Source organism: Rhizobium sp. BK316 (assembly GCF_014193695.1).
In the GTDB taxonomy this organism is placed as follows: domain Bacteria; phylum Pseudomonadota; class Alphaproteobacteria; order Rhizobiales; family Rhizobiaceae; genus Rhizobium.
The window spans coordinates 105,055-119,620 of sequence record NZ_JACHZR010000008.1; the positions used below are offsets into that span (position 1 = coordinate 105,055).

The following is a 14,566-nucleotide window of genomic DNA, read 5'->3' on the forward strand; positions in this document are numbered from 1 at the left end:
TATGTATGAGAATTGGATACGCGCGGGTTTCGACGCTCGATCAAAATCTTGATCTACAAATTAGCGCGTTAGAAGCCTCTGGCTGCAATGCCGTTTTCTGTGACAAAAAATCGGGTTCTCGAATGGACCGCTCAGGATTGTCGGGCGCTCTTCGAAACCTCAAACGTGGTGACACGTTGGTCGTCTGGAAAATGGACCGCATTGCCCGGTCGTTGGAGCATTTGGTCTCTCTGATCAGCCAACTCCAGAAGCGAGGGGTCCAATTTATGTCATTGACCGAATCCTTCGACACCTCCTCGCCAATTGGCCGCATGACATTGCACATGTTGGGCGCATTTGCCGAGTTCGAAAAGGACGTTATCCGGGAACGGACCCTCGCCGGTCTCGCTGCCGCCCGTGACAAAGGACGGCGGCTCGGGCGGCGTCCTTTGTTGAGCATCGAACAGCAGGCGGAGATTATCGAGTTGGTGCGGTCTGGATTGGAGCTACCAAGCAAGTTGGCGGAACGATACAATGTGCATCCAAGGACGATTAGGCGATGCATTGCCAAGGGCAACGTCGGTCCATGATCATCGAAACAGCTGCATAATCGCTTGCGGTGACTGATTGGCGATGTTCAATGACTGGACGGCAAGCTGTTGCTGCGTCTGCAGTGCAGCAAGCTTTGCCGATTGTTGCTCCATGTCGGCATCGACAAGCCGCCCGATCCCCTTGCCGACGTTGTCCATCAGATCGTTGTTGAACTCGTCTTGCAGTGCGACGCGCTTCTGAGCAGAGCCGACGACGGACATGCCGCTGACGACAGCCTGAATGCGCTCGTCGAGCTGGCCGACCAGCGCGTTATAATAGTAGCTCCGGTCAAGGTTATTGGCGGCGATCCTGACTTCCGCGTTGCGCAGCGTGTAGATGTTTTCATTCTTCTGGACCACTCCGCCGCCATCGACGTAGGTGATCGGATAAATGACGTTTGCGCTCCAGAGCGTCCCATCCAAATAGCCCATGTTGTCCGAGCCAGGTTGGTTCCACAGGTTATCGACCGTCCGGTTATAGTTGATCATGGTCGTGTCCTTGGTGTCGATGGCCACCGTCAGGACCTGGCCGTTAGCGTAGCCGGTGGTGAACTCGGTTTTTGCACCCGGCAGCGTGGGTTCGTTCGTCTCATTTTTCAGCAGGTTCACCCCGCCGAAGGATGATGACTCCACGATTGAATTGATCTGCTGCCAATGTTGATAGATTTCGGCGTCAACCTTGGCGACCTGCGAGCCTTCATAAATTTGGTCGGGTTGGTAATCGGTCCAGTTGGAGTAGCCATCCGTCGGCGGTGGCGGAAGGCTCGATGCCGTGATGACCAGGTTCCGGATGGTGGTCAATTCCTCACGAACGTTGTCCATGCCGGTATAGGTCGTATCGAGAACCGCCTTGGCAAAGCCGATGCTGTCGGAGACCGCCGACATCGCCTTCTTGTCAGATCGCATCGTTGTGGAGATCGACCAGTAGGCGGCATTGTCCGATGCGGTTGCGACGCGAAGGCCGGACGACACCTGCTGCTGCGTTTTCGTCAAGTCACCACCAACCGCCCGCAAGGTCTGCAGGGCAGCGATAGCTCCGTTGTTGGTAATAATCGATGTCATGATGGCCGCCACTGAAATTTGGCTTCATCATGAAGCAACAACCTGTGGCGTTATTTTTCGAGCAGGTTGCGTTAACAATGCCGCCTAAATTCGAGGGGAAAACTACCCTCGTGGCGCTTTACAAGCACAAGCCTGACCAGCTCAAAGCTTCTAACCCGCATTTATTCGTACAGTATCTTTGCGCAATTGATGGATTCGAGCGCCTTTGCGAAGTCGCTTGCGAAGGTCGGGAGGCGTTGGCGCTGTAGAGCAGCAAAGTCCGAGTAGGTACGCTGTGCGCCGCAGAAGGCACCATCGAAGCTGTCGTGCCACGCTGCGGCATTGCATTGTCCGTCGTTGAGGCAACTGGCAGCGGTGTCGAATTCGCTTAAAAGCAGGGTCGCACTGTCCTTAAACTGCGACTTGGAAAGCAGCGCCACACGGACATTCGTTTGGCGGCTTTGTATAAAGCGCTCTCGCTTGATCGGATCGTCCTTGACGGCAACAATGTTATCGATGGACGGCTTCACCTGTTTCAGGGCAGGAGAAAGCACGTCAAAAAGCGGCTTTGTATTTTTGTTGTAGGCGTCGGTGACGGCTTGGACTTTGTCAACTCCTTCCTTGTCGTTCCATTTGTCGATTATCATGGTCCATGCGTTTTCAACCTTGACCAGTCCGTCCGCCGCATAGACTACGCCGCCAAACGCAGAGCCGATGGCTATCCCAATTGCCACGAGCGTCGCCTTCATCTGGAACGTTGTCGAATTCACCTTCCCCGCAGGCTCCGCGCTACGCATGTCTGGAGGAAAGTTCGCCTTAGCGCTGACGACCTGCGGTCCGCCAGCGATGTTGCCAGCCTCATCAGCTTTGCGACCGTGCGAGTCGTCATTAATTTCGGCACTCAAAGTCGATCTAGTCATGTCGGCCTCCTTGCCAACCGATGATCGTTTACCCGAGTGGCTGAAGCGATGGCTGCGTCGCCACATAAGCCTGCTCGCGATATTTCACGGATTCGAAATGGGGAACGGGGAGTTTGGACTTCAAGACGCCACGCAAGCGTCGGCACAAATATCTTTTCTAATTATCAGATAATGTTGGTGAATAAATTTGCAAATAGCGGCGATCTTCAAGAAATCACAAGTGCAATTGTGGCGTTTGGAGCAATTTCGGGCGCACCCTGCTTAAGAGTGCACAACTTCCCTAAGCAGTCCTTTGTATTAAGGGGGACGATCTTGCGATTTCCCGCCAGGCGTGTATTATATTATTTTTCAGGTGAAAGCTAAATCGCATCCGAATTTCCTAAACTTGAGGGGTTTATCGAAATGAACTGCTTGCGCTCGCTTTTACTCGCGTCCGGTATGCTGCTCGCAACCCATTCTTTGGCTGCAGACGTCAAAATCGTATCCTGGAACGTCGCTGCTTCGCCTTACGAAAAGGTTCTGGCCCGAGCGTCCGACTACAAGAAGATGGCTGACACGTTGTCGCCCGACCTCATCGTGCTGATCGAACTAACGGGGCGGCCCGATATCAAAGCCATCGCCGATGCAATTGGTTGGCCGACCTACTATGCGACCGTGTCCGACGGACAGGTCCAGGGCGATGAAATCCATGCAAGCCTGGAGGTCGGCGTTCTTTCGAAGATACCGATCACTTCCGTGATCGAGTTCGATCCCAAGCCGGAAGGCCACATCAACCAGGTTTTCACCAACTCCAAACCAGATGGCGACAGCGCAATACCGGTGAAGGAGATGCCGCTGAAAGGCATCGACATGATGGGCCTGGCGGCGACAGACCGTGGAACCCTCCGGGTCGACCTGGCAAACGGCCTAACCGTCTTCCCGGTTCATCTGAAATCGAATTCCAACGACGCCTGCTATGCGGCAGACCAGAGTATCGGATACCTGAAGAAGCTGGGACTCCCTGCGCTCCCTGCCCTTCAAATGGTTCTGGACAAGGGGTCGGACGTGAAGGCCAAGGCTGACAAGGATAATGCCTTCAAACGCGAACGGGTGATAGCCGCTACCAAGACGGTTGCCGATCAGGCTGCAACTGACGGCCGCACGGTGTTGATTGCGGGCGATTGGAATACGTCCTTCGAACCCGGCAAATTCGGCCAGTCCTTTGACGACTGTTCGTTGGCTGCCTTTTCTTGCGCGAAGGCACCCTTCCCAGCCAGTACTTGTAACGGTGACGGCTACGACGACACTTTTGCAATACTGACCGTGCCCCTGTCTGGCAGCCAGAAATGGACGATGCTCAGCAAAAATCTTGGCCGGACGTTCAAGGAGACGGAGTTCGCAGACAAAGCGATAGACCACATGGCGGTGCCCAACGCCCAGGCTAGCGCGTTTGCTGCGCCTAAAGTCGCCCCGGATACCTTCGGCTCAGACCATTTCCCAATCTTCACTGTATGGACCGCTCCCTAATCGACCACCTGAACGGAGACAATTCTGTGGGAAGATCGCGCGACGTCGGGCCGGATGACGTTCACAGATGGGTGCGAAAACCTATTGCGGGCGACCGGCTTCACCTGACCAAAGGGGACTACGAGAGGCCCATCGTCCTGTCCTCCCTCGCTGGAACGGAAAACGAGCCAATCATCGTCCACGGTACTGGTTCGGTGCTGGGGCCAAAGCTGAGCTTCGAGGCCTTCAAAGAGACCGGTAACAAGCTCGCCGCTGCCCAAGAGGCCGGGGGCCGTTTCCCAGGTCTTTATTACCTCGCCGACAATAGCGTGCTTGTCCTCAAGAACTGCCAGTGGATTACAATCGAGAACCTGCACTTTGCTGGCTGCTGGCCCACGGCAATCTATTTGGAAAACTGCCAGCACATAACGCTTCGTGGCCTGAAGATCAGTGGCGGTACATTCGCAATCGGTGCCACCGGCATCACTACCAGACATATCCTCATCGAAGACTGCGACTGGGTCCAAGACCCCAGCGGAAACGGTTGGGATATTTGCAGGACGATCCGCGACGAGAGACCAATTGATAAGGAGCTGGAAGGCACACCTTCCGCTCTGTGGCGAGATGTGGATTGGGAGCAGGTGCACGGGGAGCGTCCTGAAACCGGAAGGCTAGTGGACATCAAAAACGATGCGCGAGCTTACGACGGCGATTTCTTCCGCGCGTGGAGCATCGCGGGCTACGTCGTCATCAGAAACAACGTCATCGTCGATGCCTTCAACGGGGTTCATTTCTTCAATCAGGTGGCGGAATCGATTGTCGACAGTTGTTCGCGCAACGTCCTAATCGAAGGCAATTGGTTCATCCGCGTTCGAGACAACGCGGTTGAACCAGAGCATTTCGCGTGGAACTGGACGGTCAGACACAACGTGATCGTCGACTGCTATATGCCGTTCTCACTTCAAATGGCGCGATCCGGGTATTTCTACATTTATGGGAACGTCGGATGGAACCTCCGAAAACCTGGTCCCGACAACGACCAGCACACACGAGGCCAGTTTTTCAAATTTCCGTCCGAGCACGTCGCCGACGGCCCGCACTACGTCTTTAACAACAGCTGGATGCTGCGAGCGCCATTGGTGAAAAAGGCACGGTTCGCTAATTTCGTCCACGTCAACAATGCCATCGACTACTATGAGAGCGATCCGGAAACCACCGCGCCATTCGGGAAGAACTTTGCCGATCTCGCCCCGATAGGATCGCAGCAACAAGAAACCCTAAATTTTGAGAGCAACCATTTTACAAAGGCGTGGCAGTACCTCGGCATCAATTTCGACGGGGACGTTATCCATCATCCATCGTTCCCCGACCAGGTACGAGCCGCCGGATATCCGGTCGGGATCGCAGCAGTCAGTCTATCTCCTGGCTTTGAAGATAAGACGCCGGGTCGCCCGGAAGGCCTTAAGACCCATACTCCGCACAAAGCCGTCGCCCTGACAGTGTTGCTGCCGGACGGTCGCGAAGAGCCCGCAGTTCAGGACAACATGCATCAGGTCGGAGCCTGGCAAGGAAATGATTTGATCCGGTTGGAAGAGCCGGTGTTCTGGTCTTTCTGGCCAGGCCGCGAGGACAGCAGCGAAGTCTCGTGAAACTTTTCAGATGATTTAATCAGACAACGCATGCGGCCAACGTTTCGAGCATAGCCTACAACAGGTTGCAATCGGCGTCGAATTCAATCATTGAAATCATGCTGCTGTCGCCCGTCATTGCAACACTGGTCGGCGCGGCTCAGGGCGCTCCGACACACAGTCGTAGAGCGCCCTTTCTCTTGTACTCGACGCTTCATAGTGAAGTCACGTTCCCCCCGCATGAATTCAATTCCAAATTCTAAAATACTCGCGTATGTTGAATGTAGGGATTGTAGTATCGGTACCTTGGGGTTGAGAAAATGTGCTGGAATACATCATCGGCATTCACGCCGGTCGGGGTTGTTCTGCGCGGCACAGCAACACGCAGAGTCGTACGGACGCTCGGTGATGCAGCACATCTCTTGATGAAGGAATGGCCATCCGATGATGGCGAGGAATATATGGCTGCGGTGAAAGCCTGCGTCGACGCAATTACCGGAAAAATCTCGCCCGAGCAGTTTCGCGAAATCCTTCTACGTGCGGCCAATAAAGCAGGTATTGCTGCTCTAACTGTCGTCTACCAGGGATTGGAACACGGGGGACCGGACCAGCCCTCCCAGGTGCGCAATTAGCCTATTCCTCATGTCCAAATGAGATCGTCCGCTAAGATTGCTTGAACAACTGCTTGCGCCCTGACTAGCGTGTCGGGTCTTTCTCCAAGGCTCATGCGGTCGATTTCGACGTTTGCCAAGTAGTTCACAACTTCGGCTTCCGGCACTCCTTGGCGAAGCTGTGCCGCTGCGTTTTTCAGATAACTATCATATTCATCTTCGAAGCCGGTTGCAGCATCGCCACGCCAGCTCCATCCTTCGGGCATCAATCCAATGGGGTCCCACAACGACCACCCGATGTCCCTCAGTCTCGATAGATTAACCTTTGAAGACTGGGACAATGGCATACCTACACCTTAAACTGCTCCAAATGCCTAATGGTACATGGAAAGATGGCAGTGAGCGTTGGCTGTGGCAATGAGAGGACGCCGCCACCAATCACAAGGTGGCCACGCCTCCAGACGATGCTCAGCGGCTGGCGACAAGCACCCCTGCCCCAACCATCAAGGCTCCAGCTCCACGATTGAGCATCCCGATCTTGTTTGGGTCGGCCAACGCCGTCTTGGCTCGGTGGCCGAGAAAGACATGCCCTCCGACGACAATCACCTCTATCAGCGCGATGATCATCAGCAGTTCCACAGTGTCGGAGGCGGTCAGCGGTCGGATGCCCAGGACGCCCGGCAGCAGAGCCAGATAGAAAATCGGCATCTTGGGGTTCGAGATGTTGAGAAGGAAGCCTGTGAAGAACAGGCGGATCAGGCCACCTCGCATCACACGAGGTTTGATGTTCGGCTTCGAGCGCCACATCATGATGCCGGTGTAAATGAGGTAGATCGCGCCGACGTATTGGATGAAGCGCAGATTTTCATTCATGTATTGCGCAATGGCGTTGAAGCCGATGGCAGCAAAGATGACGAAGAGGAAGATGCTGCAAACGACTCCGACACCGTAGGCAACACCATGCGCCGGTCCGCTGGAGACGGTCTTCGACAGGATCGTCAGGTTGTCGGGACCGGGGCTTGCCGCGAATACGAAGAAGGCCAGGCTAAAGGTTAGAACTGTTTGTAGGTCCATCACGCGCTCCTTTGCTCTGTTAACTCGTCGAACTTGAAATATCCGCCTTGGAAGTAATCCGTCCCGAGCTTCTTGTAGCGCTCAAGGGGCGCATCGTATCCGAATTCCAAGAAGAGCTTTAACGCATTCCGAACCTGCGGCCCGTCGATGTTGATGTCTGGCAAAATGATGTCGCTGGTTTGGACATTCGCCAGCGCATTGAAGATTTGGTCATGAATGCCTATCCCTTCCGGCATTCGGATTTTCGGGCGGTCGATCATGTAGGATGGGATTTCCGACCTGAAGGCTTCGCGAAGCACATATTTTTCGACGCCGTTTCGGACCTTCATATCGAATGGCAACGACATGGCGAGTTCGATGACGGCGCGGTCAAGAAACGGCACCCGGCACTCGATTGAATTCGCCATGCTGCTTCGATCCGTCCTCTGAAGGTCGGTGCGATACAGGTTGTTCAAGCGGTACGTCGACAGGCCATAGGGGTCGGTCGCAGTTTTGAAGAGATCATACCCTGCGAATATCTCGTCGCTGCCGTCCCCCGAGAGGGCTACCTTAAAGCCATTGGCTCGGACGGCCGCATAGACCGCTGCCATCGTAAGCATGTCGGAAATGTCGACCGGCTCGAAAAACTCGCCGTTGAATACTGAGTTGCGGATGTTTCTTCCGATCTGCCCGTGGTGAAATTCCGTAATCACATGCGGGATGCCTCGTTCCGCGCAAAACCGCCGGGCGAAGGCAAGATCGGCGGAGTCGTTCGTGCCTATGGAGAATGCTGTCACATCCTTGTGGAACTTGGTTGCCAGATGCAGGATGATCGTGCTGTCGAGCCCGCCTGAGAAGATGACCGCAATCGGCAGGTCAGTCGCTACCTGCTTGCGAACGGCGTCTTCCATCCGTTGTTTGCACTCCTCGATGACTGCGGCTTCCTTCATTCCGAAGTTGGGGATCGCTTCGAAGGTGACATAACGCGCCACCATCCCATTATGCCAATAGCTGCCCGGCATCACCTCTTGCGTCGTTTTCGCCAATCCCAGGAAGCATTTCCGTTCCGAGGCGAAGCAGACGAGGCCGTCACCCTCGCTGTAATAGAGCGGCTTGATACCGATGTGGTCGCGGGCGGCAAAGGTGTCACCCGTTTCCGGATCGTAAATGACAAAGGCGAAGATGCCGTCTAGCCTCTGCAGGCAAAGGGAGCCCCACGCGATGAAAGCCTGAAGCACTACTTCGGTATCGCTGGACGTGCGAAAGACATAACCCAGGCTCTGCAGTTCGATCCGCAGCTCGCGATGATTATAGATTTCGCCGTTCATAACGATCACTCTGCGTGAGGCCGGATCGACAATGGGCTGCTTGGCCTGATCCCTATCCACGATGGCGAGACGATTCGTGCCCATCGCTCCCTTATCGAAGACGAGACGTTCAGCGAAATTGTATGCGTCGCCTCGATGCCGGATTGCGCCAAGCATGTGCAGCAATGCAGCTTCGAGGTCTCTTGGATCGCTCGGGCTGTTTTGAGATGAGAATACGGCGGCGATTCCACACATGTCTGATCCTCCGGATTAGGATTTCGTACCGACGGCGACGAGCGCCTTGCGCGGTATGGTCGCGACGAAATCGTCTTCCGCCTTGTTGACGTGAATTTCGCCCAGCGTTTGCTCGACACAACGTGCAACGCGATTGGTGATATCGCCGCTTCCGTTGGCGATCTTTACCAGGTCGTACATGTGGTACATGTGCATGAGCGCATTCGATACGGCCTCATCAGCAGTAGCGCCCGGTAGAGTGAAGGGATCGTTCAAATCGAAGACGCGCACATCACGGAAACCGGCCGCACTGAAGCGCTCCCACATTTCCGGTCGCGTAAAATGCGGATGGGGATGGCCGGTTCTGGAATAGACGTGCACTACCTCCTCGAACCAACGTGCAGTCTCCCCGCCGGTCTCGAAATCGTGCAGGACCAGCCGTCCGCCGGGTTTCAAAGTCCTATAGGCTTCCGAGATCGCCAATTGTCGATCATCGTCAGCCAAGTGATGGCTGCCGTATGCGATCAGCACGCCATCAAGTGAGTTGTCTTTGAACAGGCTCCTCGTAGCGGACTGACGGACACACGGCAGACCCTGCCTCATGCACGCATCCACCATGAAGCGTGAAAGATCGGCGGTAAAGATCGTTGGTCGTGGCCCATCAAGGCTATGGACAAACCGGGCGATTGTCCCATCGCCACCAAGGACGTCAAGAATTTTGGTGTCAGCGTCCGGCATGTCACGGAAACTGGGCGAAAAGCACTTCAATAGAGCGACCATGCCCTGTTGACGATTGCCTACGACCTTCTGGGCGACGTTATAGGCGGCACCCCTGCCACCATCCGCCAAGTCCTCGAACTCCCAAGAGAGCGAGTTCATGACTCGCAGATAGTCGTCGAGCCTGTCGCCAGTTATCGCATCCTCATCTAGAAGGTCGCATAGGTCAGGGTGGGACGTTACCGCCGTGCGGTAGTAGTCGGAGAAGGTCATCCCCGTCAGATATTCCAAACTCGGGAAAGCGGCATTTACTCTATTCAGCATTCCGGCTCCTTTCAGTTTCACGTATCATTACGTGTAAATAATTCCAGAATCAACACCTATGGTTGCACATAATTTCGCCATGAGGTGTGCTGAAATTAGGCAATGCGTCTGATTTATTTGCTACTCCTGCGATTAATTGGCTGGGGCTACGATCCAGAAGGGTTGGACCCGCGACACTCTTGAACCTCCCGATGCACCCCGTGGTGCCATCGGTCACTCGCGGTCCGGCGCAGCCGAGATGTAGTCGCCACCTCAACGAACGGTCCGTATTGACGAAGCACTTATTGCACCGTTGGCGGTCACTATTGCATCACCGGCAGCGGGCCGAAGAGCTATCTGCGGCGCTGAAACATCTGGGCCTCACAAAGTGTTTCTGAACCGGTCGATCAGAGGCGCTCTCTACTCGCAACTGTCCTGAATTAACCCATATTTTAGTGCTCTCTTGTATGCGCAGACTACGATGCTACCGTCGCCGTCATCGTGGGAGCGCATATGACAATTGAAGAATTGATCGATTTGCAGGAAGCAGGCTCAAGGGCACGGGTGCTCGGCCTGAAGGCTCACGAGAACCCATACCTTGCGGCCCACAGGATGCCTACTGGCGATGCCGGTGCTCTCGGGGATTGGCTGGCAAGTCACGATGCATGGAAGTTCGGCTGGGAAGCGGAGGACGCCAGCCGTGAAGGTAAGATCGTTGATCACTTCAAGGAGTTGATTTCGATTGCTAAGCGACGTGCGGTCGATGTGTGACCTTACTAAGGTGGTTGTGGCTCCGACATAAGGTCGTAGAGCGCCCCTTCTTCTGCGTTCGGCAGCCTCGCGTCCAAAACGGGTAGCGGGTAGAAGACCTGATACGACCCTAAACGCAATTTTCCAGAGCATTAACCTGAAAGCAAAATCTGTCGTTTTGCTCGGTGACAGACCTGTCCAGACAACATAAGACCGCTTCATCTTTCGACGAGGGCAAAATAGATGATCGGAAATCCGAAAAAAGAGACCATCCGAGACCTGCGCGTTGGAATCATTCTGATCGACGGCATCGATCTCTATTTCGCTCGGATCAATGGCGCGGCCTCTCAACTCGTCCGAGGGGTGGACCAACTTGCGAAACTTCTCGGTGGGATTTCTGACGAAGAGCTGAAAGAACATATCAAGGAATCTCTGAAGAACCTTCGAACTCTTGCAGAGGACGGCACCTCAGTAACTGCGCTCTTCGCCAACCAGGAGTTTCGAGGATTTGAGGTCGCATCGGTCGTCCCAGGCGGAGAAACAGAGTTAATTCCGGACTGGGACGCTTTGGTTAAGTATTTCTCGGATACCAAAGCCAAGCTTGGCCATTAAGCCGCTTGTATGCCTCAGCATTTCCGATTTCCCTGTCCATTTCATCTTTTGGCAGACGGCGCAGGTATCTCCGGACACTTTCGTCATCGATGTTGAGCGCCGCGCCGACGCCATGTACCGCGTCAATCGCGCTCCATTTTTGCAGCAGCTCCTCCCAATCGGCCTTCTGCCGTAAGTCGGTTTCCGTAGCCTCTTGAGCGAACCACTCTCCGTATCGCTTCAGCCAGTAACCTAAGACCTTCACGTCACCGGTTTGCGCATGCCAGCTTAGCTGCTCCATTGGTGGGATATGTCGATAAAGTCGCTCGTCCACTGTTCGTCACCCTTCTTATTCTTATCAGCAGAAATAAAGGTACGGACAAATCTCGTCGGCCGAAAGGTTAAACTACATGGCTAGGTTACTATCCGCGTCGCACTGGAGCCCCGTCTCAGATTCTCAAACAAAAGGCTGAGGTTTGCCCCAAGCCCATTGCTCATTTGTTGGACACGGCACGCATCCTTCTAAGAAAAACAAGAATACTATTCACTCTATACAAATATTAAAAACATCTATAACGTGCATTTGAAGAAGGCCGAGGGGGTCTTCTGGTGAGGTTTAGCACAATATGGTGTACTTGTCGCGATATCTTCTATCGCCATTTCAACTCGTCCTAATGTTTGGCTTATTGAGTTCCTGCACAGCAGCGGGATACCAAGAATTTCAACTATATAGCCAAGCCTATGACGCCCAATATGTGCAAGCCGATACGGTGCTGCAGGCCGTCGGAAGTGCAGAACGTTCAATTTGGACACATCGTCAAACACGAACGAACAAATTCGGGTACTTCGAACCAAATGATGCAGCCTATTACATAGATACGGTCGAACCTCCAAAAACTGCGGCCATCCGGGCCAGCCTTCTGGTGATCAAGAGCTACAATGAGGCGATGATCGGGCTTGCCAGCGGGGAGAACGCAAAAGCGCTGTCCGCCAAGATTTCGACACTGACGGTCAACGTCGCGTCCGCAGCGCTCGCTGTTGCCGCTATGACCACACCGGCCGCGACTACGGCACAAGTTGCGGCGTCGAAAACAGGTCAGTTTGCGAGAGCTATGACAGGGTATCTCGATTACTTGCCATTCGTGACCGAGGTCGCAAACGTCGCCAGTCGGGAGGCGTTTCGAAAGCAACTGATCGAGTCCTATCCGACGATCAGAAATATGCTGCTGACGCTTAGAAATGATGGCACACGCGTGATGTACGAGGTACTGCGCACGCCGGACGATAACGGCGTCGACAGCCCGGCTCCGAAGACGGACGCGGGGGCGCAGAAACTGCTAGCAGGCTGGGTGCTCCTACTGGACAAGACCAACCTCGCTCTCGAAGCCGCTGTGAACGCCGCCAGGAGCGGGTCTCAGATCAATCTTGATTCACTGTCGCAGGCGTCTGTCGAACTCACCGTTCTCGCAGAGCAAGTGAGGGCTGCAAAACTGAAGAAATAAGAATTGCACTCTGGGGAGAGACCAATGGCAAATGACGTGTTGGACCCAATTAAGGAGTTGGATCAGCTGAGGTCGGATACCTGGTACGCCAGGGAAGATGCAAAGGCCAAGGGTGACAACGATTCGGTCGAGAAGCTGACTACGCTCCTTATCGAGATACGCGATGCTCGTGAGGACGCTGTCTTCGACCTTTTAGGAGGGATTGCAGCGAAACTGGCTGATTTCGCCAGTCGTCTGGCAAAGATCGTGGCGCGGGTTAAGAGCTGGCCGTTTGGTACCTCTACAGAGCACGAAAAGCAATTCCACGACCAACACCTGCCTGACAACGACTTCGAGGACGAAGGGCCGGATGCCGCACCGATCAAACCGGCACCCGTCCCAGCGGGAAAGCTCCCGGTGGTTTCTGCTGCCTGGGCTGAGAACTATCAGACTTTATGGGATACGATGACAGTCGCCGATGACTGGCAGTCGAAAGCGGTGAAGATTGCCAAGGACATCGTGAGTGGCCAGGCAAAATATGCGGCAGTTGTCAGTGGCACGAATGTGCCTTGGTGGTTCGTCGGGGTCGTTCATTCGATGGAGTGCGGGCTGGACTTCATGACACACCTGCACAATGGCGATCCGCTGACGGATCGAACGCGAAATGTCCCCGCCGGGCGACCGCCGATCATTCAAGGATTACCCATCGATTGGGTCTACAGTGCTCGGGACGCAATAACCTACGAGAAGCTTGACAAGATCGTAGACTGGTCGCTCCCTAGCGTCCTTTATCACTGGCATCGCTACAATGGCATAAATAACGAATATAAGGCGCGACATATCCCGACGCCCTATCTCTGGAGCGGGTCACAGCACTACATCAAGGGAAAGTACGACCTCGACGGCCACTTCAATCCAAGCATGGTTTCGAAGCAGGTTGGCGCAGCAGTCCTCCTGTGGGCCCTGATCACGATCAAGGCCGTTATCCTGGGCGGCGCAGGTTCGGCGACCAAAAAGAAAGCTGAAGCGGGGCCTCAGACCCCGGTCTCCAATCCGGCAGCTGCGGCGCAGCACGTTGCGTCTCTTGATCTCGATTTGAGCGGCACTCCGTTCAAACATCTCGCGGTGGAGCTGAACTTTCCCGGCGCGCTTGAAGCTGGCTCTACAAAGACGGCCGCTGTCAAACGAATGCAGGAGTGGTTGAACCTTCACGGGTTCGTCACATCGATTGACAGCGATTTCGGTCCCTCGACTGAAAAGCAGCTCGGAAGGTTCGCAACCGCAAACAGCAGACCCGCTACAAGCAAGCTCGATGAAGAGCTTTGGGCTCTTCTCACGGCTCCCTTGCGCAAGGCCCTTGCTCCGATCCCAGCGACGCCATCGCTTGAGGATGCGGTCGTTAAAGTAGCCCGTCAGCATATCGCTCAAATGCCCACCGAAATTGGCGGAAACAACTGCGGCCCGTGGGTCAGAGCATATATGCGCGGCGACGAAGGCGAAGATTGGAAGTGGTGCGGTGGCTTCGTCAGCTTCATGATTGAACAGGCCACGCGTGACCTGGGGGTGGACATCGACTTCAAACGACAGGTCGGTGTTGATGAACTTGTCAATGACGCCAAGAAGGCGGGCCGCTTTATTCGTGAGAATGAAGTTTCAACACCGTTGCTGCGCCAGTCGAAATTAAGTCCCGGATATCTCTTCGTGGTTCGCGAAACGGCAACCAACTGGACCCATGTCGGGATCGTTTCGTCCGTGATGTCCCAGACCTTCGACACCCTTGAGGGCAACACGGGCGGAGATGGAGGGACTGACGGCGCAAACGCTCGCGAAGGTAACCGGAGCTATCCGGATCGCGACTTTATTCGACTGCTTTGAA

15 protein-coding genes are annotated in these 14,566 nt (G+C 54.7%); 8 read left to right on the forward strand and 7 right to left on the reverse strand.

The window, feature by feature from the left end; genetic code table 11:
• The first annotated feature begins 5 nt into the window (after positions 1-5).
• Positions 6-569: a recombinase family protein gene (locus tag FHT87_RS28800; protein WP_183806060.1), complete on the forward strand. Its 564-nt coding sequence runs from the start codon at positions 6-8 to the stop codon at positions 567-569.
• On the opposite strand, the gene FHT87_RS28805 is transcribed toward FHT87_RS28800, so the two are convergent.
• Complete coding sequence (locus FHT87_RS28805) at positions 570-1,643, reverse strand: flagellin (protein ID WP_183806061.1); 1,074 nt, start codon at positions 1,641-1,643, stop codon at positions 570-572. It lies immediately after the preceding gene.
• 149 nt (positions 1,644-1,792) lie between these two features.
• Positions 1,793-2,530, reverse strand: a complete 738-nt coding sequence (locus tag FHT87_RS28810; RefSeq protein ID WP_183806062.1) for a hypothetical protein — start codon at positions 2,528-2,530, stop codon at positions 1,793-1,795.
• Between the two features lie 402 nt (positions 2,531-2,932).
• On the opposite strand from FHT87_RS28810, the gene FHT87_RS28815 reads away from it, so the two are divergent.
• From FHT87_RS28815 to FHT87_RS28825, 3 genes are all read left to right on the forward strand, one after another.
• Positions 2,933-4,036: a hypothetical protein gene (locus tag FHT87_RS28815; protein WP_183806063.1), complete on the forward strand. Its 1,104-nt coding sequence runs from the start codon at positions 2,933-2,935 to the stop codon at positions 4,034-4,036.
• A 26-nt stretch (positions 4,037-4,062) separates the two neighbouring features.
• Positions 4,063-5,664, forward strand: coding sequence for a right-handed parallel beta-helix repeat-containing protein (locus FHT87_RS28820; RefSeq protein WP_348649393.1), 1,602 nt, complete (start codon positions 4,063-4,065; stop codon positions 5,662-5,664).
• 299 nt (positions 5,665-5,963) lie between these two features.
• On the forward strand, positions 5,964-6,275 hold the full coding sequence (locus FHT87_RS28825) for a DUF982 domain-containing protein (RefSeq protein WP_183806065.1): 312 nt from the start codon (positions 5,964-5,966) through the stop codon (positions 6,273-6,275).
• A gap of 8 nt (positions 6,276-6,283) precedes the next feature.
• Here FHT87_RS28825 and FHT87_RS28830 read toward each other — a convergent pair whose 3' ends face one another.
• From FHT87_RS28830 to FHT87_RS28845, 4 genes are all read right to left on the reverse strand, one after another.
• Positions 6,284-6,520, reverse strand: a complete 237-nt coding sequence (locus tag FHT87_RS28830; RefSeq protein ID WP_246699683.1) for a hypothetical protein — start codon at positions 6,518-6,520, stop codon at positions 6,284-6,286.
• Positions 6,521-6,722: 202 nt separating this feature from the next.
• The gene (locus FHT87_RS28835; RefSeq protein WP_183806069.1) at positions 6,723-7,328 is read right to left on the reverse strand and encodes a LysE family translocator; all 606 of its coding nucleotides are present in this window, start codon (positions 7,326-7,328) and stop codon (positions 6,723-6,725) included.
• Positions 7,328-8,869, reverse strand: coding sequence for an asparagine synthase-related protein (locus FHT87_RS28840; RefSeq protein WP_210277930.1), 1,542 nt, complete (start codon positions 8,867-8,869; stop codon positions 7,328-7,330). Before FHT87_RS28840 ends, FHT87_RS28835 begins: the two co-directional genes overlap by 1 nt.
• A gap of 15 nt (positions 8,870-8,884) precedes the next feature.
• Entirely contained in the window at positions 8,885-9,889 is a 1,005-nt protein-coding gene (locus FHT87_RS28845) for a class I SAM-dependent methyltransferase (RefSeq protein WP_183806071.1), read from the reverse strand.
• Between the two features lie 492 nt (positions 9,890-10,381).
• Between FHT87_RS28845 and FHT87_RS28850 the strand changes: the two genes are divergently transcribed.
• Positions 10,382-10,639, forward strand: coding sequence for a CrpP-related protein (locus tag FHT87_RS28850; protein ID WP_183806072.1), 258 nt, complete (start codon positions 10,382-10,384; stop codon positions 10,637-10,639).
• A gap of 222 nt (positions 10,640-10,861) precedes the next feature.
• Entirely contained in the window at positions 10,862-11,230 is a 369-nt protein-coding gene (locus tag FHT87_RS28855; RefSeq protein WP_183806074.1) for a hypothetical protein, read from the forward strand.
• Here the strand turns inward: FHT87_RS28855 and FHT87_RS28860 are convergent.
• Entirely contained in the window at positions 11,190-11,543 is a 354-nt protein-coding gene (locus FHT87_RS28860; RefSeq protein ID WP_183806076.1) for a hypothetical protein, read from the reverse strand. The genes FHT87_RS28855 and FHT87_RS28860 overlap by 41 nt on opposite strands.
• 421 nt (positions 11,544-11,964) lie before the next feature.
• Here FHT87_RS28860 and FHT87_RS28865 point away from each other — a divergent pair, with 421 nt between their 5' ends.
• Positions 11,965-12,711: a hypothetical protein gene (locus tag FHT87_RS28865; protein ID WP_183806078.1), complete on the forward strand. Its 747-nt coding sequence runs from the start codon at positions 11,965-11,967 to the stop codon at positions 12,709-12,711.
• 24 nt (positions 12,712-12,735) lie between these two features.
• On the forward strand, positions 12,736-14,565 hold the full coding sequence (locus FHT87_RS28870) for a peptidoglycan-binding protein (RefSeq protein WP_183806086.1): 1,830 nt from the start codon (positions 12,736-12,738) through the stop codon (positions 14,563-14,565).
• The last annotated feature ends 1 nt before the right edge of the window (position 14,566 follow it).